The sequence below is a fragment of the Bradyrhizobium sp. USDA 3262 genome (genome assembly GCF_054060035.1).
Window position 1 is genome coordinate 105,093 of record NZ_JBSSCT010000001.1, and the last position, 20,515, is coordinate 125,607.

The window sequence follows — 20,515 nt, forward strand, 5'->3', positions numbered from 1 at the left end:
CTTGACGTGCAGCGCGGAGCAGCGATCATGAGTGCCTGCGGCACACACCGAAGAGTGTGGCCGATATTTGGGGAGATTCGCCATGACGCTTCGTTACTCAGGTGCATTGTTCTGCGCGCTCACACTTGCCGCCGCCCAACCGGCGTTCGCCGACAAGAAATACGGCCCCGGCGTCACCGACACTGAAGTGAAGATCGGCCAGACCATGCCCTACAGCGGTCCAGCGTCCGCTTATGGCACCCAGGGGCGCATGGAAGAGGCTTACTACGCGATGATCAACGCGAAGGGCGGCGTCAATGGCCGAAAGATCAAGCTGATTTCACTGGACGACGCCTATTCGCCGCCGAAGACCGTGGAGCAGACGCGACGTCTCGTGGAACAGGACGAGGTGCTGGCAATCATCGGCACCATCGGCACGCCGACCAATTCAGCGATCCAGAAGTATCTGAACCAGAAGAAGGTCCCGCAGATCTTCATTTCGACCGGCGCGGCCAAATGGGACGACCCGAAGAACTTCCCGTGGACCACGCAGCTCTATCCGCCCTACCAGATGGAGGGCATGATCTTCGCCAAATACCTGTTGAAGAACAAGCCCGACGCGAAGCTCGGCGTGTTCTCCCAGAACGACGATGCCGGAAAGGATTACGTCAAGGGGCTGAAGGATGGCCTCGGCGACAAGGCGAAGACGATGATCGTCAAGGAGGTGACCTACGAGGTCTCCGATCCCACCGTCGACTCGCAGATCGTCTCCCTGAAAGCATCCGGCGCCGACACGCTGTTCACGATGGCGACGCCGAAGTTCGGCGCGCAGGCGATCCGCAAGGTCTACGAGCTCGGATGGAAGCCGCTGAATTACGTGGTCAGCGTCTCCTCATCGATCAAGGGCGTCATGGAGCCGGCCGGCATCGAAGCCTCGAAGGGATTATTGACCGCGCTGGCGTTCAAGACGCCCACTGATCCGAGCTGGGAGAACGCGGCCGATGTGAAGGAGTTCAAGGAATTCCTGGCGAAGTGGTATCCGCAAGGCGACATTGCCGACGGCAGCAACGTCACCGGCTACATCTCGGCCTATATGACAGTGAAGATCATCGAGATGTGCGGCGACGATCTGACGCGCGAGAACCTGCTGAAGCAGGCGACCAACCTCAACAAGGTCGCCGCGCCGCTGCTCCTGCCCGGCATCTCGATCTCGACACGGCCGGACCGCTATGCGCCGTTCACGCAGATGCAGATCGCGACGTTCGACGGGAAGAGCTGGGTGCCGCAAGGCGAGACCTTCAACACCGACGCGGCGGCCGGTCAGTGATGGCGACGCCATTCGCGATACGGTAACTCACCGCATCGCGGCCTACCCTTTCGCGTTCGGCACACCGCCGAACAATTTCGCCTGCTCGGCGCGGCCGGCCTCGACGATGCGGGTGGTGGCGGTTTCGATCTGGTCGCGCAGGCGGGTCATGAACTCATCGCGCGGCAATCCCGGCGGCAGCGGATCGAGGAATTCGACCACCAGCGTGCCGGGATAGCGCATGAAGGTGCGGCGCGGCCAGAACAGCCCGGAATTGAGCGCGATCGGCAGGCACGGCACGCCGCTCTCGGCATAGATCTGCGCGACGCCGGCCTTGTAGTTCGGCGCCGCACCGGGCGCGGTGCGGGTGCCCTCGGGGAAGATCACAAGCTGGCGGCCGAGCTTCACCTCGGCCGCCGCGCGCTTCAGCGTCTTGATCAGCGAGCGCGGGCCGCCGCCGCGCTCGACCGAGATCATGCCGACCTTCTTGAGGTACCAGCCGAACACCGGGATCATCATCAGCTCGCGCTTCAGGATGAACAGCGGATGCTCGAAGAAGCGCACCAGCGCGAACGTCTCCCAAAACGACTGGTGCTTCGAGGCGACCACCAGCGGCCCGCTCGGAATCTTATCGACGCCGCGGAACTCGATCCTGATGTTGCAGATCACGCGCATCAGGAACAGGCTGATGTTGGCCCACGCGGCCTCGATCGCCATCATCGCGCCGCGCGGCAGCAGCAGCGCCGGCAGCGCGATGATGCAGAGCGCCACCAGCACCAGATAGAACAGCACGTTGAAGATCAGCGAACGCAGGAAGATCATTTAAGTCCCAGTACTAATTCGCCAGCGCCGTAGCCGGGCGGGGTGGCGGCGTTGCCGGCTGCTCGGCGAGATCGGAGGTCAGGTCGAGGCCGAGATCGGCCAGCCGCACCCGCATCTCCGCGGCGACATATTTGGCGTATTCCGATAGCAAGAGACGGAACGTTCCGCCACTCGTCCACCACGGCTCGTCGCGCCATTTGTCGCCGACCACCGCGAACGGGATCAGCGTGACGTCGGGCATCGCATGTGACAGTTCCACGAGCGCCCGCGGCATGTGGTAGTTCGAGGTCACCACGATCAGCGACTTGAAGCCGCGCTCGCGCGCCCAGCGCCGCGTCTCCGCCGCATTGCTGCGGGTGTTGACCGCCGAGCGGTCGAGATCGACGCAGCAGCGCATCAACCCCTGACTGTCCGGAACCGAGCGGGAAATGTCGTGGGCGTCGTTGGTCGGATGCACGCCCGAGATCAAAAGCCGCTTGCCGTAGCCCGCGGCCAGCAGCTCCATCGCGTCGGACACCCGCGACGAGCCGCCGGTCAGCACCACGATGCCGTCGGCGTTGTGCGGCGGATCGGTCTCGACGCCGCGCAATTGCGACAGGAAGCCGACAAAGCCGACCGCCGCGGCGACGAAGGCAAGCGCCAGCGGCGCGACGATGGCGGCGCGCAGCCAGCCGCGCGGGCGCGCGGCAAGGTCATTCGGCGACGTATCGTCGGACTGCAAACTCATGTGATGCGGTTATCCTTCCCCCCAGGTGATTTTAAAGCATGATCCGGAAAAGTGGAAACCGGTTTTCCCCTCCGCCAGGGCCGCGTGCATGCGCGCGAAATCACATCTGGGCGACGAAATGCGATCACGAGGCGGCGCCATGATTTCGAGTTTTCGCGGCGCCGTCAGTCGATGTCGTCGAGCGTGGCGAACAGGGTGCGCCGCGATGCCCACGCGGTGATCGCCGCGATCAGCACCGCCTGCATCGCCAGCACCAGATAGCCCGACGGACGCAACGAGAACGTGCCGAGCAGGGCCGCGAACTGGTCGCCCACCGGCGTGCCGGAGAACCAGTTGGCGATCGATTCGGAGAAGCCGAACGCCAGCATCGCCGCGCCGCCGCCGATCAGCCCGCCTTGGAGGCCGAGCCGAAGGAAATGCCGCAGGAAGCGGTTGGCGATGAAGCTGTCGCCGGCGCCGACGAAATGCAGCACCTCGACGATCGGGCGGTTGGCGGCCATCGCGCCGCGGGTCGCGAACGACACCGAGATGATGGTTGCGATGATCACGAGGATGAGGATGCCGACGCCGGCGAACATCGTGGCGCCGGTCATCGAGCGCATGCGCTCGATCCAGGCGCGGTGATCGTCGACGCTTGCGGTCGGCGCCACCTGCGTCACCCGCGCGCGCAAGCCGGCGAGATCGAGCGTGGTGCCGGGCTGCACCCGCGCCACGATGACGCGCGGCACCGGCAGTTCGTCGATCGAGAGCCCGCTGCCGAGCCACGGCTCCAGCAGCTTGGCGGATTCCTCCTTGCTGAACGGACGGACCTCGAGAATGCCGGGCTGCGCCCGCATCGCCTCCACCGCCGCCTGCGCGTCGCGATCGAGGTCGCGGCCCGGCGAGGGGCGCACCTGGATGGTGATCTCGCTCGACACTTCCGACTGCCATTCGGCGGCCGACGCGCTGACCAGCAGCACGGTGCCTGTCGTCAGCGAGGCGAGGAAGGTCATGATCGCGACGACCGCGACCAGCGCACGGCCCGAGATCGAGGCGCGCGGCACGATCGGCGACATGTTGCGCGCGGTGGCCGGGACCTGCGGGCGTTCGCGCCCGAGATCGACCAACGACACTTTCTCGTCGCCGCTCCTATTCATAGATGTGCAGCCGTCCCTGATGCAGCACCAGCCGCCGCGCCTCGTATTGATCCATCAGCGTGATGTCGTGGGTCGCGATGATGACCGCGGTGCCGGATTTGTTGAGCTCGATGAACAGCCGCAGCAGGCGGCGCCCGAGCGTCGGATCGACGCTGCCGGTCGGCTCGTCCGCCAACAGCAGTTGCGGCCGCGAGATCACCGCGCGCGCGATCGCGGCGCGCTGCTTCTCGCCGCCCGACAGGATCGGCGGCAGCGCATCCATGCGCTCGCCGAGGCCGACCCATTTCAAGAGGTCGATCACCTCTCGGCGATAGCTCGATTCCTCGCGGCCCATCACGCGGAACGGCAGCGCGACGTTCTCATAGGTGGTCATGTGATCGAGCAGGCGAAAATCCTGCAGCACGATGCCGATCCGCTTGCGCAGGTCGGCGACCTGGTCCTTGCTCAGCAGCGAGACGTCCTTGCCGAACAGATTGACCAGCCCGCGGGTCGGCCGCAACGACAGGAACAAGAGCCGCAGCAGCGAGGTCTTGCCCGCGCCCGACGGCCCGGTGAGGAACTGGAACGAGTGCGCCGGGATCATGAACGAGAGGTCGCGCAAAATCTCCGGGCCGAGCCCGTAGCGCAGACCGACATTTTCGAACCGAACCAATGCGCTAGCTCCGTTCGAGAGGGCCGATGGCCCAATACCCCACACCGACGGCGAAGACGGCCCGAACTTCGGCCGAGCGTCCGCGAACCGCACAGAAAGCTTGTGCTTCGGTTATGGTTTCCGATTCGTTAACGGTCGCTAAGTAGCATCCGGGCATCCACACGGTGGAGATTCGGCCTCCATGCATATTGTTTGCCCGCATTGTACAACATCCTACGCCATCAATCCGGCCACCTTGGGCGAGGCCGGACGTACCGTCCGTTGTTCCCGCTGCCGGGAGGTCTGGCTGGCCCGGCCGGAGGACGCCATCGGGGCGACCGCGCCCACTCTGGCCTATCAGTCCGCCGGTTCCGATCTCGCCGCCGAATGGGAGGCCTTGGGCCGGGAGGAGGCTGACGGGACCCCGGTGATCGAGAGCCCCTCGATTTCGGCCGATTTGCCCGCCGAGGGCAGCGACGCAGCCTCGGAATGGCCGGCGCTGGCCGAGGCGGATGCCGCAGCCCATGCCGACGCCGGGGACGCCGGAACCAGGGGGCGCTTCCGCCTGCCCCGGCTTCCCCGCCTGTTCCGCCTGCCCGCCCTGCCCCGAATTCCGTTCATGCCCGTGATCGGCGCCCAGCCGACCACCTGCGCCGCCATGGCCGCGCTGGTCATCGCGCTGTTCGTCTGGCGCAACGACGTGGTGCGGCTGCTGCCGCAGACCGCGCTGTTCTACAAGATGGCCGGGCTCGACGTGAATTTGCGCGGGCTCGCCTTCAAGGATCTCAAGATCACCAACGAGACCGTGGACGGCAAGCCGGTGCTGGTGATCGAGGGCATGATCGTCGGCCAGACCAGGAAGCCGGTCGAATTGCCGCGGCTGCGCTTCTCGGTCCGCGACGCGCAGGGCGCCGAAATCTACGCCTGGAACGCCGTGCTGGAGCAGCCGGTGCTCAATCCCGGCGAGCGGGCCTTCTTCAAGTCGCGCCTCGCCTCGCCGCCGCCCGAAGGCCGCAATATCGACGTACGCTTCTTCAACAAGCGTGATCTCACCGGCAGCCGCGCGTGAGCCGCCGGCCAACTCCATCGGGAACCGACCAATCACCATGACGCGTGTTCTGATCGCCGACGACGAAGACTCGATGCGCTCGCTGGTGGCGCGCGCCATCGCCATGGACGGCCACGAAACCGTGACCGCGCAGGACGGCGCCGAGGCGCTGGAGGTGCTGACGCGCGACGAAGGCGCGTTCGACCTTCTGCTCACCGACATTCAGATGCCCGTGATGGACGGCATCGCGCTGGCGCTGACCGCGGCGCGCGACTTCCCTGCGCTGAAGATCCTGCTGATGACCGGCTTCGCCCATCAGCGCGAACGCGCCTCCGGCCTCGAGGCGATCGTGCATGACGTGGTGACGAAACCGTTCTCGGTGGCTGATATCCGCACCGCAGTCGCGGACGCGCTGGCGGCGCGGAAGGCCAGCTAGGGTTTACGAGCTCAACTCGGAAAGCATGCCCGGGCGGTCAGCGTCACCGGGGACAGATTGAGAAATTGTGCAAATTGAAATGCATAACTCGCGCTGACCACGTTGCCGCAGGCTGACGTGGAATAGGTGAATGTCTGCGCCGGAAGTGTGAGGCCGAACGCCTGCTGCGCGGCGTAATTCGTGATGGCGCTGCCGCTTGGACAGAGCGTGCTGTTGACGGTCGCGCAACGCGCCGCCATTTCGGTGCCGTGCTGCAGCCCGAGCTGGGTCCAGAACAGCAATCCGAATTCGACGATGCCAAATATGAACAGGAAGAACACGGGAGCGGTCAGGGCGAATTCCAGCGCCGAGGCCCCGCGATTGTCCCGCCATAGCGTTGTGAGTTTCACTGCAGCCTCGCAGTGGACTGGGCGCTATAGGTGTATGTGGCCGCCACGATCTGATAATTGATCAGCGTGTAATACGTCCCTTGCGCCGAAACCATGGCATATGTTCCGGCCTGCGCGCCGCTGGGGCAGACCGCGCCGCAACTGACGGTGCTGACCCCCGCACTCGTCGGGCACCCGCAAAACTGGTACGGCTTGGGCGAAGCGCTGATGGCTGTGGAATTCGTGGCGGCTGTCACGGCGCTGGTAACGCCAGTCTCGTCAAAGCCGCGCACGATGGCGTATTGCGCTCCCGCTTGCGCGGCATTCTCGACCTGCATCTTGCGATAGAGTGCCAGCCCGATGTCGGTCACCGAGACGACCATCAGGGACAGCAACGGAATCATGATGCCGAATTCGATGGCCGCGACGCCGCGTCTGTCGTGAACGGCGGCGCTCATGCGCCGTGTCAGAGAGCAAAGCAACCCGCCGTGGCTCGAGGGTGAGGATTTCTGGATTTGCATCGGGGCCAACCTCATTCGATGAGTTGCGCGGTCTGCGAGCCGATCGTCGCGGTGCCGAGCGCCGAACAATTGACCTGAACGCTCGACGTGCCGGTGAACGTCAGGGTATCTGCGATGATCTTGGTGCAGGATGTGCTGGTGCCGTTACCACCACTGAAGCTGAGGTTGACCTTTGGCAGGTAGATGGCGCCGCCGAAGTTCTGGGTGCCGCCGCCCGTGAGATTAAAGGCAGTCCCGGCCGGCATGTTGCGGTCGCCATACATGACGATGCCCTTCGTGGAGCCCGAGGTCGGCGCCGTCAGATCGATGATCGCGTTGCTGCCGATGGAAGCCGTGCCCCACTTGCTTCCCGAGCCGGTGAAGACCAGGGTCACGCCGCTGCCCGTGATCGTGGCGTTCCCGGAGACGCTCAGATTGGCGCCGTCCAGATAATAGATGCCCGGATCGAGGTTCAGCGTTGCACCGGCATTCACCGTAATGCTGCCGGAGTAGCAGCCGGGGCTGAGCGAGTTCGTCTTGCCGTTGGAATTGACCGTGATCTTGGCGTTGGTGCAGCTCGGCTTCGACGGCGGAGAGACGTTCGCATACGGGTCAGCCATTGGCTTCATATGCGTCTTGACGCCGTTGGTGGCGGTGATGTTGCTGGTGCCGGAGACGTCGCCGACGACGCCGACCTGATTCGCCGAGACGGTCGCGCTGCCGGCCACGTTGAGCGATGGGCTTGCACCCGAGTTGCTGTAAAGATTGCACTTGATCAGGTTGAGCTGATTGCCGCCGCTCACGTTGACCGCGGGACTGGCGCTGGCGTTGAGCGCAAGTACGCAGCCCGTCCCGGAATTCGGCAGGGCGACCGCGCGCGCGGTGACCGGCACCGGCGCCGAGCCGAACAAGGCCGACAGCAACCGCTGTTGCGGTTGGCTCACGATGACTTCGATCGCCTGCAGGTTCGACGTCTGACTGCCGGTTTTCGGCGGTTGATTGACCGTGACCGTGACGTTGTTCGCCCCGTTCGCGTAACCGTAGTTTGCCGTGACCGCATTGGCTTCGGACAAAAGGTCGGCGCCTGCACTTGCCGCCGTTGCGGCGCTTACCGCGCCGGAGTCGGCGGCACTCTGCATGTTCTTATGTTTGTAGTACCACCATCCCACTTCGGTACCGAGCCCAGCCGTGCCGACCAGAACCGGCATGAGCAGCGCCGAAATGATGACATAGCTGCCCGACTGGTCTCGACCGAATTGTCGAACCAAGCTGGTCTGATATTGGTGCCGGCGAGTAATACCCAATGGCCGGCTTGACGATGCAATGAATAAACGGCTGTGCCTCATGTGCTCTCCTGAGACGCTTGCCAATTTTCAGAAGTACGGTGACGCAAGCGACTTAAATGCGCGCCAACGGGAACCCGACAATTTTAGGAAAATTGTGCGAAACGGGCGGACGACACCCGGTCCCGATCGCACCGATTGGAACGCGGGGCGCGTAGCCCGCAGAAGCTGACGTCTGCAGGCTTACGACCGTCGTACAGATTCCGCGTCATTCCAGTGGAAGCGCGGCATACAGGTCGCCGCGGCCGTTCGCTTCAAGCGCCGATGTCTCGTGAATAGGCACAAGCTTTCACGGGTGACGACAGTCGAAGGATGAGGCGCTCAATAGTCCTTCAGCAACCGCTCGATGTAGTCGAGCTCAATCTGCGGCCGCGACGGATCGGCGAGGCGGCGGCGCAGCTCTTCGAGGATGCGGCGGACGCGCTGCACGTCGATCTCGCCGGGGATCTTCACCGTGTAGTCGTCGCCGAATTCGCGGCCATGCAACGGACGGCCGAGCGGATCGGTCTGGTTGCCGCCGCTCTGCTGGCGGCCGGCGCGGTTGCCGGGGCTGTCGCCCGGCTGGTCGCCGTCGCCCTGCTGCATCGCGTCGGCGAGGCTCTGGGCGCCCTTGCGCAGCGCATCGAGCGCGCGGCCCTGCGAATCCACCGCGCCGTCGGCATTGCCCTCGCCGAGCCGCCCGGAGGCGTCGCCCATCGCGGAATCGGCCTGGTCGAGCCCATCATCGCCGTCATCGCCCTGGTCGCCGCCTTGATCGCCCTGCTGCGCCTGGTCGCCCTTCTGACCCTGACCTTTCTGGCCCTTCTGGCCGCGCTGGTCCGGTCCCATGCCGCGCTTGGCGAGCTCTTCCTGCAGCTTCTTCAGGCGATCGCGCAGCGCCTGCTGGTCCTGCTGCAGGTCGCCCATCGACTGCTCGCCCTGCTTGCCGCGCATGCGATCGCGGCGGGAATCCTGGCCCTGCTTGAAGGTCTTGTCGCGCAATTGCTGCTGCTTGCGGATCATGTCGCCGAGCTCGTTGAGCGACTGCTGCATGTCGTCGTCGCCCTGATTGGGCTGCGCCATCTGCAGGTTTTCCAGCATCTGCTGCATCTGCTCGAGCAGCTGCCGCGCCGCATCCTTGTCGCCGGAGCGTGACAGCCGCTCCATACGATCGAGCATGTTCTTGAGATCCTGCTGGCTCAGCACCTTGGCATTGGGATCGAGCGGCCGGGCGAGCTGCTGCGGATTGTTGCGGAACTGCTCGACCATCTGGCGCAGGAAATTGTCCAGTGCCGCGCGCAGATTGTCGGTGAGCTTCTTGATCTCCTCGTCGGTCGCGCCGCGCTCCAGCGCCTGCTTGAGCGCGTCCTGCGCCGCGCGCAGCGCCTTGTCGACGTCCGAGATGTTGCCGTCCTCGATGGTGACGGCGAGCGACCACAGGCTGGCGACGACCTCGCGCAATTGGTCGTCGGTGCGCGCCGCCTCGAGCTGCCGGCTCACGGTGTGCAGACCAAGGTAATGGCCGGTCTCCGGCATGAACATTTCCGGCGCGATCATCAGCGCCTCGAGCGCGGCGAACACCTGGCCGTTCTGGTTGGCGTCGAGCGCCAGGATACGGCGCTGCTCGATCAGCGCGCGCGCCAGCGGCTTGGTGAACAGACGCTCCGGCAGCCGCATGTTGAACGGCTCGCTCTTGCCTTCATTGCCGGCCTCGTCCTTGGCCGTCAGCGTCAAGGTCATGTCGGCGCCGGCATAGGGGTCTTCACTGAGGTCCTTCACGGTCTGGCCGACGCCGTTGCGGGTGCGCGCGTTCGGCAGCACCAGCGCGAATTGCGGCGGCTCGAACAGCGGCCGCGGCTGCGCCGCCTTGCCGTCGGCATCCTTCTTGCCGTCGGCCTCCTTCGGCGTATCGGTCGGCCGCGCCGCGAACTGCGCGCGCGCTTCGCTGACGCCGTAATCGTCCTCGAGCCGGTAGGACATCTGCAGCGCGCCGCGCGCCTGCCGCTCAGGATCCTTGGCGAGCGCAATCGACGGCGGACGGTCCGGTGTCGCGGTGAATTTCCACTGCGGCTGGCCGGCCGGCGCACGGACATGCGCGGTGCCGTCGCCGGTGATCTTGAAATGCCGCTCGTTGGTGCCCTTGGGCGCCTGCCCATCCGGCGCGACCTCGGTGACGCCGCCACCGACGACAACGTCGATGCTGCCGCCGCTGGAGCGCACCAGGAGCGTGCTGCCGGCCGGAACCGCGAGCGGGGTGGTGTCGGCCGCGTTGGCGTCCTTGTTGGCGTTCGACAGGATGATCGGCGGCTTGCCGGTGTAGTTGGGCGGCGTCACCCAGGCATCGACCCGGACATTGGCCGGCGCCATGATGCCGTTCCAGTCGAATGCGGAGGCGACCCGCAGGCCGCGCTCGTCGCCGGCGGCGACATAGCTCGCGACCAGCATCACGATGACCAGCGCGCGCAGCGCCCAGGGGTCGTGCAGCGAGACGCGCGGCCGCGGCAGCCCGGCGCGGATGCGCTTGATCGAGGCCAGCGTGCGCTCGCGCTGCGCTTGCCACAGCGCCAGCGCAAACGGGTCCTTGTTGGTGAGCGTGTCGGAGAGCGTGGTCGCCGGGCGATGGCGGACGCCGGCGCCGCGGTCGAGCCGGCTCAGGCCCTCCTCGCGGCTCGGCCAGCGGAAGCGCACCAGCGGCGACAGCGCCGCGAGCGCGGCAATCGCGAACAGGCCGGCGCCAGCCACGCGTGCGACAAACGGCAGCACCAGCCACAGGCCGGCCCAGGACGCGACCAGGAACAATCCTGCGACCGTCAGGAACCGCGCCAGATGCGGCCAGGCCCGTTCCCACGCAATCGCGAACCTTGCCCGCTGCAGAGCCTCTGTCAGTTTCAGCCGCGCGACCGCATCGCTGTCGCGGACGGCGCGTGACGGGTCAGAGGGATCGATGTTGGCTCCGCTCAATAAAATCTCCGGGGTAGCCGGCAGGTCAGCCTAGCACGGCGGCGGCTTTGAGGCACCCGTTCCAAGGCGTAACCCACACCGGGAAATACGCATAACACGAAGGCGTGACTGCGGCGGTTCGACCCCGTAACGTCGCGGCCGAACCATCGCATTAACGCATGAGGAACGCGATATGGACCAAAAAACGCACGACAAGGGGCTCGAAATCCGCAAGGCGGTGCTGGGCGAAGCCTATGTCAACAATGCGCTGAAGAATTCGGACAGCTTCAACAAGCCATTCCAGGAACTCGTCACCGAATATTGCTGGGGCGCGGTCTGGGGCCGTGAGGAATTGCCGCGCAAGACCCGCAGCATGCTCAACCTCGCCATGATTTCGATCCTGAACCGGCCGCACGAATTGAAGGCCCACATCAAGGGCGCGCTGACCAACGGCGTGTCCCGCGACGAAATCCGCGAGATCTTCATGCAGGTCTCGATCTATGCCGGGATCCCGGCCGGCGTCGACAGCTTCCGCATCGCGCGCGAGGTGTTCGCCGAACTCGACAAGGCGTGAGCGAACTCCACTCGTTGTCGTCCCGGCCAAGCGCAGCGCGAGCAGGGACCCATAACCACAGCTCGCTGTCGCTACGACGGCTGTGGCCCCAGCGGAACCAAACAACTTAGTCCTGGGGTTATGGGTCCCTGCTTTCGCAGGGACGACATCGAGTACGGGGTGCACGGCTCGCCACATAACGACGTAGAGGAAACGACTCATGGAAATCGGATTCATCGGCCTTGGGAAGATGGGCTTCCCGATGGCGCGCCGGCTGATCGAGGCCGGCCACAAGCTCACCGTGTTCGACACCAGGAAGGACGCGCTCGACCGGCTGGTTGCGCTCGGCGCGACGGCCGCAAGCTCGCCCAAGGACATCGCCGACCGCGTCGAGACCGTGATGGCGAGCCTGCCTTCGCTGCAGGCTTCGCTCGAGGTCGCGACCGGCGCGGGCGGCGTGATCGAGGGCAAGCGCGTCAAACGCTTCATCGACCTCTCCACCGTCGGCTCGCAGATGGCGGTGAAGATCCACGATCTGCTGGCCAAGAAGAACATCGTGCAGATCGACAGCCCGGTCTCCGGCGGCGTCTCCGGCGCCGAGAAGGGCACGCTGGCGGTGATGGTGTCGGGCCCGCGGGCCGACTTCGAACTGGTGAAGGGCGCGCTCGACGTCATCGGCAAGGTGTTCTTCATCGGCACCAAGCCGGGCTCCGGCCAGACCATGAAGCTCGCCAACAACTTCCTGTCGGCGACCGCGATGGTCGCGACCTCGGAGGCGGTTGTGATGGGCGTGAAGTCCGGGCTCGATCCGGCCGTGATGATCGACGTCATCAATGCCGGGTCCGGGCTGAACACCGCGAGCCGCGACAAGTTTCCGCGCTCGGTGTTGCCGCGCAGCTTCGACTTCGGCTTCGCCACCGGCTTGATGGTGAAGGACGTGCGGCTTGCGGTCGAGGAAATGCGTTCGCTCGGGCTGTCGATGGAAGTCGCCGAAGCGGTCGGCCGGCTCTGGGAAGTCATCATCCGCGACGAGGGACCGGATTCGGACTTCACCGCGGCAATCAAGCCGATCGAGAAGGCCGCGGGCGTGATCGTCGGTGGTGGTAAGGGCGGCGCGCACGCTGCGAAGTAACGACTGCGTAGGATGGGTAGAGCGAAGCGAAACCCATCAATTGCGTCCGCGCAGCAGATGATGGGTTTCGCTGCGCTCTACCCATCCTACAAGATCACAGCCACGGCGCGGGCTTGTCCATCGCGATCAGGGCGTCGACGTCGATGCGCGGGCGGACTACGGCGTACTGGTCGTCCTTGACCAGCACTTCGGGCACCAGAGGCCGCGTGTTGTAGGTGCCGGACTGCACCGCGCCGTAGGCGCCGGCGGTCATGATCGCCAGCAGATCGCCGGCCTTCGGCTGCGGCAGCGCGCGGTCGAGCGCGAGGTAATCGCCGGTCTCGCAGACCGGGCCGACCACGTCGGCGATCATGGTCGGGGTGCCGGGTGCAGGCTGGCGCACCGGCAGAATGTCGTGATGCGCCTCATACAGTGTCGGCCGGATCAGGTCGTTCATCGCGGCATCGATGATGACGAAGTTCTTGGCATCGCCCGGCTTCACATAGATCACGCGGGTGACGAGGATGCCGGCATTGCCGACGATCATGCGGCCCGGCTCAAACATCAGCGTGCAGCCGAGATTGTGCGTGACGCGCTTGACCATTGCGGCATAGGCGTCGGGCGCCGGCGGCGCGGCGCGATCCATGTAGTAGGGAATGCCGAGGCCGCCGCCGAAATCGATATGCGAGATGTCGTGGCCGTCGGCGCGCAGCGTCTGCACGAATTCGGCGAGCAGCCGGAAAGCGACCTCCAGCGGCCCGAGATCGGTGATCTGGCTGCCGATATGCACATCGGTGCCGGTGACCTTGATGCCCGGCAGCTTTGCCGCGCGGGCATAGACCTCGCGGGCGCGGGCGATCGGAATGCCGAACTTGTTCTCGGACTTGCCGGTCGAAATCTTGGCATGGGTGCCGGCATCGACATCGGGATTGACCCGCACCGAGATGCGGGCCGTCTTCTTCATCTCGACCGCGAGACGCGACAGCATCTCGAGCTCCGGCTCGGACTCGATATTGATGCAAAGGATGTCGGTGGCAAGCGCGGCGCGCAACTCGCCCTCGGTCTTGCCGACGCCGGAGAACACGATCTTCGAGGGCGGAATCCCGGCCGCCAGCGCCCGCTTCAATTCGCCGCCGGACACCACGTCGGCGCCGGCGCCGAGCTTGGCCAGGGTGCGCAGCACCGACTGGTTGGAGTTCGCCTTCATGGCGTAGCAGACCAGCGCCTTCTCGCCGGCGAAGGCTTCGGTGAAGACGCGGTAGTGGCGCTCCAGCGTCGCGGTCGAATAGCAATAGAACGGCGTGCCGACGGCCTCCGCCAGCTCAACGAGATTGACCGCCTCGGCATGCAGCACGCCGTTGCGATAGTCGAAATGGTTCATGACAAGCTTTTAGATACTAATTGCCGAGCAGCGGATCGAGGATGAAGGGCCGTTTATTGCCTCGCGGCGCGGCCGGCGCGGCATCCGAGCCATAGGTCGGATTGAACACGCTGGGCTGTGCGGCCCGCTCGCTTTCGGTGTCGCTCGGTGCCGCGCCCGGCGCGACGTTCGCGGTCGGCGGCAGGTCGAGCGGTCCTTTGCGGCCGCAGCCGCCGAGCGCCAGCGCTGATACGCCCAGCACAATGATGGCCCATCCCGAGGGGGTCAGGCGGTTCTTGCTAATCACGACGAATTCCCCAATTCGGGCGGCACCATACAAACATTGGCGTGCTCTGGCGAGAGGCGGAGCGCCATGAAATCACGGCCAAATTTTCCGGTTCAGCCCAATTTTCGCTCTTTTTCCAGCCGCTTGGCCCAGGCCTTGGCCTGCGCCATCACATTCTTCGGCGCCGTGCCGCCGAACGAGGTCCGGCTCTTGACCGAGGATTCGACGCTGAGCACTTTCAGCGCGTCGGCCGTGATCTTCGGCTCGACCTCCTGCATGGCCTTGAGCGGCAGCTCGTGCAGCGCCACGCCCTGCTTCGAGGCCAGGCCGACGATGCGCCCGGTAACGTGGTGGGCGTCGCGGAACGGCATTTTCAGGGTGCGCACCAGCCAGTCGGCGAGGTCGGTCGCGGTGGCATAGCCCTCGCCGGCGGCGGCCTTCATCTTCGCCTCGTCCGGCACCAGGTCCTCGACCATGCCGGTCATGGCGCGGATCGCCAGCGACAGCGCCTCGAAGGCCTCCATCGCGCCCTGCTTGTCCTCCTGCATGTCCTTTTGATAGGCGAGCGGCAGGCCCTTCATCACGATCAGAAGCGCAGTGAGCGCGCCGATCACGCGGCCGGTCTTGGCACGGACCAGCTCGGCAGCGTCCGGATTGCGCTTCTGCGGCATGATCGACGAGCCGGTGGTGAACTTGTCGCTGAGCTTGACGAGGCCGACCAAGGGCGAGGTCCAGATCACGATCTCCTCGGCAAAGCGCGACATGTGCACCGCGCAGATCGCCGCCGCCGACAGCGTCTCCAGCACGAAATCGCGGTCGGACACCGCGTCGAGCGAATTGGCCATCGGACGGTCGAAGCCGAGCGCCTTGGCGGTCGCGGCGCGGTCGATCGGAAACGAGGTGCCGGCGAGCGCGGCCGCTCCGAGCGGCGATTCGTTCAGCCGCTTGCGTGCGTCGGCGAAGCGGCCACGGTCGCGGCCGGCCATCTCGACATACGCCAGGAGATGATGGCCGAAGGTCACGGGCTGCGCGGTCTGCAGATGGGTGAAGCCCGGCATCACCGTGCCGGCATGCTCCAGCGCGCGGGCGACCAGCGCCTGCTGGAACGCGGCCAGCGCCGCATTGGTCTCATCGATGGTGTCGCGGACATAGAGCCGGAAATCGGTCGCGACCTGGTCGTTGCGCGAGCGCGCGGTGTGCAGCCGGCCCGCCGCGGGCCCGATCAATTCGGACAACCGCGACTCGACATTCATATGAATGTCCTCGAGCGCGCGCTTGAAATCGAAATCGCCCTTGCCGATCTCTGACAAAATCGTGTCTAGACCTTTGCCGATATTTTTCGCATCAGCTGACGTGATAATGCCTTGCGCGGCGAGCATCGCGGCGTGGGCCTTGGACGCGGCAATGTCCTGGGCATAAAGGTGACGGTCGACGTCGATGGAGACGTTGATTTCCTCCATGATCGCGTCGGGACGTTCCGAGAACCGGCCGCCCCACATCTTGTTGCTCATGACATCTCGCTCGCGAATTCGTATTTCAGCCTTGCGGTTTCATGGCCGGAGGCGGCGAAACAGCACCGCAGTTCCGGTCGTATTCCCGGCACTGCTTAGCCACATCTGACCCAGGATGACAAACGATATGCCCGAGACGACCCCACCCAACCCGACCGCCAGGCCGACCGCTAAGTGGCGTATCCCGCTGGTGATCGGCGCCGTGCTGGCCGGGGCCGTGATCGGCTATGTCGGGGTCTCCAGCCTCAAGCATCCCGCGGGCGGCGATATCGCCTGCAACAGCGCGGTGGCTCTGGCGAAGAAGATCGCTCCGCTCGCCCATGGCGAAGTCGCAGCGCTGACCATGGCAACCACCCCCCTGAGGCTGCCCGACCTGACCTTCGAGGACGCCAACGGCCAGCCGAAGAAGCTCTCGGACTGGCGCGGCAAGACCGTGCTGGTCAATTTGTGGGCGACCTGGTGCGTGCCCTGCCGCAAGGAAATGCCGGCGCTCGACAGCCTGCAGACCAAGCTCGGCGGCAAGGATTTCGAGGTGGTCGCGATCAACATCGACACCCGCGACCCGGACAAGCCGAAAAACTTCCTGAAAGAGGCCAATCTGACCAGTCTCGGCTATTTTTCGGATCAGAAAGCCAAGGTTTTTCAGGATCTTAAGAACATAGGCAAGGCGCTGGGCATGCCGACATCGGTGCTGGTCGACGGCAACGGCTGCGAGATCGCCAATATCGCCGGTCCCGCCGAATGGGCGAGCGACGACGCGATCAAGCTGGTGAAGGCCGCGCTACAGCCGGCCGCAGCCGGGTTCTAGAGATCTCAGACCCTCATGGTGAGGAGGCGCGGAGCGCCGTCTCGAACCATGCCGGCCCGTCGGTGGCCTCAATCCTTCGAGACGCCGCTGCGCGGCTCCTCAGGATGAGGACAAGCGCGCTTGGAGTGTGGGATCAGGCGACGGCGTTGAGGTTGTCGCCGATGCCGGGCGACAAATTCGCGGTGGAAGGCGTGCCGAGCAGGGTCTGAACCGCGAACTTCTCGGCGTCGAGGTTCTGCTTGGTCACGCGGGTCGCGATCTCACCCTGCAAATTGCCCTGCTGCATCGACAGGATGCTGGTGACCATGCTCATCATGTCCATACGGGGCACTCCCAAAACTGGGGTTTGAGGTAACGCGCGAAAGTTAATGCTTGGGTAATCGATGGCCGCGTCAGGCTGACGCATTGGCCTCGAAGGTCCCGCTCGCTCGATGATCCGCGTCTTAGGCCGCGTTCGCCGCGAAGGCCGCGCCGAGGGTGCGCAGCGCCTGCCGTGTCCGCGCGTCAGACAGCCTTGAGTGCAGCACGACGTCGCGGGACGGCAGCGGCGGCAGCCCAAGCCGCGGCCCGAGGTCGACGGTATCGGCCGGCGCCACGCGCCGCGCCAGCGCAGCGACCGCAAGGCCTGCGGAGAGCGCGGCTCCGATCGTCGACAGCCCGCCGCCGACGAATGCCTCGGTCCAGGCGATGCCGGCGGCGTCGAGAACCTCGACCGCCATGGCCCGCACGCTGCACGGCTCGGCTTGCGTGGCGAGGCGCAACGGCTCGGCCGGCCGATGGTGAAAATCAGGCGCGGCCATCCAGCCGAACGATTCCTCGAACAGCACGTCGCCATCGCGACGCTTGGCATCGTGGCGAAGCACGATCGCAGCATCGAGCTTGCCGTCGTCGAATGCGCTGAGCACCGAACGCGACGTATCGACGTGCAGCTGAATCACCAGCCCGGGATCGGTGGTGTTCATCCGCTTCAGCAGCGAGGCGAGCTCCGATCCGACGATGTGGTGGCTGATGCCGACGACCAGCCGCCGATGCTCGACGGCAAACGAGCCGATCGCCGATTGATGCGCGGCCACCAGATTGCGCGCGGCGCCGAGGAAGGCCGCACCTTCAGCTGACAGACGAACCAGCCGCGGCGTTCGCTCCAGCAGCCGCCGGCCGAGGCCGTCTTCCAGACGCCTGATCTTCAGGCTGACCGCGGATTGCGTGGTCTCCATCGCCTGCGCCGCGCGCGTGAAGCTGCTGAGATCGGCGACCAGCACAAAGGCCTGCACTGCCTCGATATCGAGTGCTTTCATGGTCATACATTTAAAATCACAATCATTGAAATATTATTTCATATGATTTTTCAATGATCAAGAAGCTCCTAGGTTGGGTCCAACCCGACAGGAGAACCGCCATGGCGCCCGCTTCAGCCATCCCATCCTTCTTGCCATCCGTCTTGCCATCCCTCTCGCCGCGGATGAGGGGCATCAAGGCATCGCCCGCGTCGGTGCTGCGGCGCCGTGCCCGCGAACTGCGCGCGGCCGGGCGCGACATCATCGAGCTGTCGTCGGGCAATCTGGACTTCCCGACGCCGGATCACGTAATCGCGGCGGCGCATCAAGCGGCATTGCGCGGCGAGACCCGCTACACCGATGTCGACGGCACGCCGGAGCTGAAGCGGGCGGTGCGGGCCGCGCTGCTGCGCGACCATCATCTCGACTACGGGCTGGACGAGATCGTCATCACCAACGGCTCGACCCAGGCACTGTTCAACGCGCTGCTGGCGACGCTGGCGCCTGACGACGAGGTGATCATCCCCGCGCCCTATTGGGCATCCTATCTCGATCAGGTGCGGCTTGCCGGCGCGGCGCCGGTGGTGGTGCCGTGCGCACAGAACAACGGCTTCAAGCTGCGCGCAGAGGATTTGCAGGCGGCGATTTCAGCGCGAACCCGCTGGATCATCGTCAACAATCCGGTCAACCCGTCCGGCGCGCTGTATTCGCGTGAGGATCTGTCCGAGATCGCCGCGGTCCTGCTGCGGCATCCGGACATCTGGGTGCTGGCCGACGGGCTCTATGAGCACATCGTGTTCAACGGCGCGCCCGCGCCGACGCTTGCGGAAATCGAGCCGCGCCTCAAGCCGCGGACGCTGACCGTCAGCGGCCTCGCCAAGAGCTACGCGATGATGGGATGGCGCATCGGCTATGCCGCCGGACCATCGACGCTGATCCGCGAGATGATCACCATCCAGTCGCAGACCACGTCCGGCGCGTCGTCGATCAGCCAGGCCGCCGCGGTTGCCGCGCTCGACGGCGCGCAGGATGTGCTGCTTGAGCGCGCCGCCATCCTGCGCGCCAAGCGCGACCACTTTGCCGACCTGCTGAACGAATGCGCCGGGCTATCCTGCACGCCGCCGGAAGGCACGTTCCATCTGCTGGTCGCCTGCGCCGGCGTGATCGGCAAGCGCGCGCCGGATGGCAGGGTGATCCGGACCGACCGCGATTTCTCGGCCTATCTGCTCGAGGCCGCCGATGTCGCGGTGTTTCCCGGCGAGGATCTCGGGCTGTCGCCCTATATCCGCCTCAGCTTCGCCAACCCGTCATCGACCATCGAGGAGGCCGCAAGGCGGCTGAAGCGCGCCTGCGCGGCGCTGCAATGACGCCTCACGCACAGAGCCAGCGCCTCGCACTGGCGGCGCATCTGTTCGGACTTGGAACGGGTGTGACGATGATTATCGGTCTGGTGCCCGCGGCGCTTGCGCTGCTGCGGGCGCTGACCTGAAGGCGCGATGGATTACCGCGTCGGGATCGGCTTGTCGCCGCGATAGTCGTAGAAGCCGCGCTGGCTCTTGCGTCCGAGCCAACCGGCCTCGACATACTTCACCAGCAGCGGGCACGGCCGGTACTTGGAGTCGGCCAGCCCCTCGTGCAGCACCTGCATGATCGACAGGCAGGTGTCGAGGCCGATGAAATCGGCGAGCTCGAGCGGGCCCATCGGATGGTGCGCGCCGAGCTTCATCGCGGCATCGATCGCCTCGACGTTGCCGACGCCCTCATACAGCGTGTAGATCGCCTCATTGATCATCGGCAACAGGATGCGGTTGACGATGAAGGCGGGGAAATCCTCCGACACGGCGACCTGCTTGCCGAGCTTGGCGACGAACGCCTTGGCGGTGTCGAAGGTCATGTCGTCGGTGGCGATGCCGCGGATCAGCTCGACCAGTTCCATCGCCGGCACCGGATTCATGAAATGAATGCCGATGAATTTCTCCGGGCGGTCGGTCGAGGCAGCAAGCCTTGTGATCGAGATCGACGACGAGTTGGTCGCGACGATCGCCTCGGGCTTCAGCACCGCGCAGACCTCATGGAAGATCTTGCGCTTGGTCTCTTCCTTCTCGATCGCGGTCTCGATCACGAGATCGCAATCGGCGAGCGCGTCGAGCGACTCGGCGGAGGCGATGCGGTCGAGCGCCTGCTTGCGCTCGCTCTCGCTGATCGCCTTCTTGGAGACCTGCCGGGTCAGATTGCCGTTGATGGTCGCCAGCGCCGACTTCAGCCGGTCGCCGGACACGTCGTTGAGCACCACGTCGAAGCCGGCCAGCGCCGCCACATGGGCAATGCCATTGCCCATCTGACCCGAACCGATCACGCCGACCTTTTTGATTGCCACCGTCATCTTGTCATCCACCG

Annotated in this window: 22 protein-coding genes; 8 read left to right on the forward strand and 14 right to left on the reverse strand. The window is 65.3% G+C overall.

Annotation, left to right across the window (positions count from 1 at the left end; genetic code table 11):
* The first annotated feature begins 82 nt into the window (after positions 1-82).
* Positions 83-1,306, forward strand: coding sequence for an ABC transporter substrate-binding protein (locus tag ACVWYP_RS00510; RefSeq protein WP_304497345.1), 1,224 nt, complete (start codon positions 83-85; stop codon positions 1,304-1,306).
* 42 nt (positions 1,307-1,348) lie between these two features.
* Here ACVWYP_RS00510 and ACVWYP_RS00515 read toward each other — a convergent pair whose 3' ends face one another.
* The 4 genes from ACVWYP_RS00515 to ftsE form a co-directional block, all read right to left on the reverse strand.
* Positions 1,349-2,107 carry a lysophospholipid acyltransferase family protein gene (locus ACVWYP_RS00515; protein ID WP_304497346.1) on the reverse strand — a complete coding sequence of 253 codons (759 nt, stop codon included), beginning with the start codon at positions 2,105-2,107 and terminating at the stop codon, positions 1,349-1,351.
* A 13-nt stretch (positions 2,108-2,120) separates the two neighbouring features.
* Complete coding sequence (locus ACVWYP_RS00520; protein ID WP_304497347.1) at positions 2,121-2,834, reverse strand: YdcF family protein; 714 nt, start codon at positions 2,832-2,834, stop codon at positions 2,121-2,123.
* A 164-nt stretch (positions 2,835-2,998) separates the two neighbouring features.
* The gene (locus ACVWYP_RS00525; RefSeq protein WP_212056850.1) at positions 2,999-3,970 is read right to left on the reverse strand and encodes a cell division protein FtsX; all 972 of its coding nucleotides are present in this window, start codon (positions 3,968-3,970) and stop codon (positions 2,999-3,001) included.
* Positions 3,963-4,622: a cell division ATP-binding protein FtsE gene (ftsE, locus tag ACVWYP_RS00530; protein ID WP_016845305.1), complete on the reverse strand. Its 660-nt coding sequence runs from the start codon at positions 4,620-4,622 to the stop codon at positions 3,963-3,965. The genes ACVWYP_RS00525 and ftsE overlap by 8 nt, the downstream gene beginning before the upstream one ends.
* 181 nt (positions 4,623-4,803) lie before the next feature.
* Here ftsE and ACVWYP_RS00535 point away from each other — a divergent pair, with 181 nt between their 5' ends.
* Positions 4,804-5,670, forward strand: coding sequence for an MJ0042-type zinc finger domain-containing protein (locus ACVWYP_RS00535; RefSeq protein ID WP_304497348.1), 867 nt, complete (start codon positions 4,804-4,806; stop codon positions 5,668-5,670).
* Positions 5,671-5,707: 37 nt separating this feature from the next.
* On the forward strand, positions 5,708-6,085 hold the full coding sequence (locus ACVWYP_RS00540) for a response regulator (protein ID WP_028340383.1): 378 nt from the start codon (positions 5,708-5,710) through the stop codon (positions 6,083-6,085).
* Between the two features lie 11 nt (positions 6,086-6,096).
* Here the strand turns inward: ACVWYP_RS00540 and ACVWYP_RS00545 are convergent, their stop codons facing one another.
* The 4 genes from ACVWYP_RS00545 to ACVWYP_RS00560 all read right to left on the reverse strand — a co-directional run bounded on the left by ACVWYP_RS00545 (position 6,097) and on the right by ACVWYP_RS00560 (position 11,236).
* The gene (locus tag ACVWYP_RS00545) at positions 6,097-6,474 is read right to left on the reverse strand and encodes a TadE/TadG family type IV pilus assembly protein (protein WP_304497349.1); all 378 of its coding nucleotides are present in this window, start codon (positions 6,472-6,474) and stop codon (positions 6,097-6,099) included.
* Entirely contained in the window at positions 6,471-6,911 is a 441-nt protein-coding gene (locus ACVWYP_RS00550) for a TadE/TadG family type IV pilus assembly protein (RefSeq protein WP_304497350.1), read from the reverse strand. Before ACVWYP_RS00550 ends, ACVWYP_RS00545 begins: the two co-directional genes overlap by 4 nt.
* Before the next feature lie 74 nt (positions 6,912-6,985).
* Entirely contained in the window at positions 6,986-8,299 is a 1,314-nt protein-coding gene (locus ACVWYP_RS00555; protein WP_304497351.1) for a TadE/TadG family type IV pilus assembly protein, read from the reverse strand.
* A gap of 318 nt (positions 8,300-8,617) precedes the next feature.
* Positions 8,618-11,236, reverse strand: coding sequence for a TIGR02302 family protein (locus ACVWYP_RS00560; protein ID WP_304497352.1), 2,619 nt, complete (start codon positions 11,234-11,236; stop codon positions 8,618-8,620).
* A gap of 172 nt (positions 11,237-11,408) precedes the next feature.
* Between ACVWYP_RS00560 and ACVWYP_RS00565 the strand changes: the two genes are divergently transcribed.
* Together ACVWYP_RS00565 and ACVWYP_RS00570 are read left to right on the forward strand one after the other, a co-directional pair.
* A complete protein-coding gene (locus ACVWYP_RS00565; protein WP_050629459.1) occupies positions 11,409-11,789 on the forward strand; it encodes a carboxymuconolactone decarboxylase family protein in 381 nt (126 codons plus the stop codon).
* A gap of 199 nt (positions 11,790-11,988) precedes the next feature.
* Positions 11,989-12,900 carry an NAD(P)-dependent oxidoreductase gene (locus tag ACVWYP_RS00570; protein ID WP_304497353.1) on the forward strand — a complete coding sequence of 304 codons (912 nt, stop codon included), beginning with the start codon at positions 11,989-11,991 and terminating at the stop codon, positions 12,898-12,900.
* Between the two features lie 94 nt (positions 12,901-12,994).
* Here ACVWYP_RS00570 and lysA read toward each other — a convergent pair whose 3' ends face one another.
* From lysA to argH, 3 genes are all read right to left on the reverse strand, one after another.
* Positions 12,995-14,260 (reverse strand): diaminopimelate decarboxylase, encoded by a 1,266-nt coding sequence (gene lysA, locus ACVWYP_RS00575; protein WP_304497354.1) that lies wholly within the window; start codon positions 14,258-14,260, stop codon positions 12,995-12,997.
* Between the two features lie 16 nt (positions 14,261-14,276).
* Positions 14,277-14,546, reverse strand: a complete 270-nt coding sequence (lptM, locus tag ACVWYP_RS00580; protein WP_028340375.1) for an LPS translocon maturation chaperone LptM — start codon at positions 14,544-14,546, stop codon at positions 14,277-14,279.
* Positions 14,547-14,638: 92 nt separating this feature from the next.
* Positions 14,639-16,036, reverse strand: coding sequence for an argininosuccinate lyase (argH, locus tag ACVWYP_RS00585; RefSeq protein WP_304497355.1), 1,398 nt, complete (start codon positions 16,034-16,036; stop codon positions 14,639-14,641).
* Positions 16,037-16,151: 115 nt separating this feature from the next.
* Between argH and tlpA the strand changes: the two genes are divergently transcribed.
* On the forward strand, positions 16,152-16,844 hold the full coding sequence (gene tlpA, locus ACVWYP_RS00590) for a thiol:disulfide interchange protein TlpA (RefSeq protein WP_304497356.1): 693 nt from the start codon (positions 16,152-16,154) through the stop codon (positions 16,842-16,844).
* Positions 16,845-16,977: 133 nt separating this feature from the next.
* Here tlpA and ACVWYP_RS00595 read toward each other — a convergent pair whose 3' ends face one another.
* Positions 16,978-17,166, reverse strand: a complete 189-nt coding sequence (locus tag ACVWYP_RS00595; protein ID WP_069280209.1) for a putative motility protein — start codon at positions 17,164-17,166, stop codon at positions 16,978-16,980.
* A gap of 121 nt (positions 17,167-17,287) precedes the next feature.
* Entirely contained in the window at positions 17,288-18,145 is an 858-nt protein-coding gene (locus tag ACVWYP_RS00600; RefSeq protein WP_304497357.1) for a LysR family transcriptional regulator, read from the reverse strand.
* Between the two features lie 158 nt (positions 18,146-18,303).
* On the opposite strand from ACVWYP_RS00600, the gene ACVWYP_RS00605 reads away from it, so the two are divergent.
* Positions 18,304-19,485: a pyridoxal phosphate-dependent aminotransferase gene (locus tag ACVWYP_RS00605; RefSeq protein WP_439711225.1), complete on the forward strand. Its 1,182-nt coding sequence runs from the start codon at positions 18,304-18,306 to the stop codon at positions 19,483-19,485.
* The gene (locus ACVWYP_RS00610; protein WP_259245020.1) at positions 19,482-19,607 is read left to right on the forward strand and encodes a hypothetical protein; all 126 of its coding nucleotides are present in this window, start codon (positions 19,482-19,484) and stop codon (positions 19,605-19,607) included. The genes ACVWYP_RS00605 and ACVWYP_RS00610 overlap by 4 nt, the downstream gene beginning before the upstream one ends.
* 12 nt (positions 19,608-19,619) lie before the next feature.
* Here ACVWYP_RS00610 and ACVWYP_RS00615 read toward each other — a convergent pair whose 3' ends face one another.
* Positions 19,620-20,501: a 3-hydroxybutyryl-CoA dehydrogenase gene (locus tag ACVWYP_RS00615; RefSeq protein WP_304497359.1), complete on the reverse strand. Its 882-nt coding sequence runs from the start codon at positions 20,499-20,501 to the stop codon at positions 19,620-19,622.
* Between the last annotated feature and the right edge of the window lie 14 nt (positions 20,502-20,515).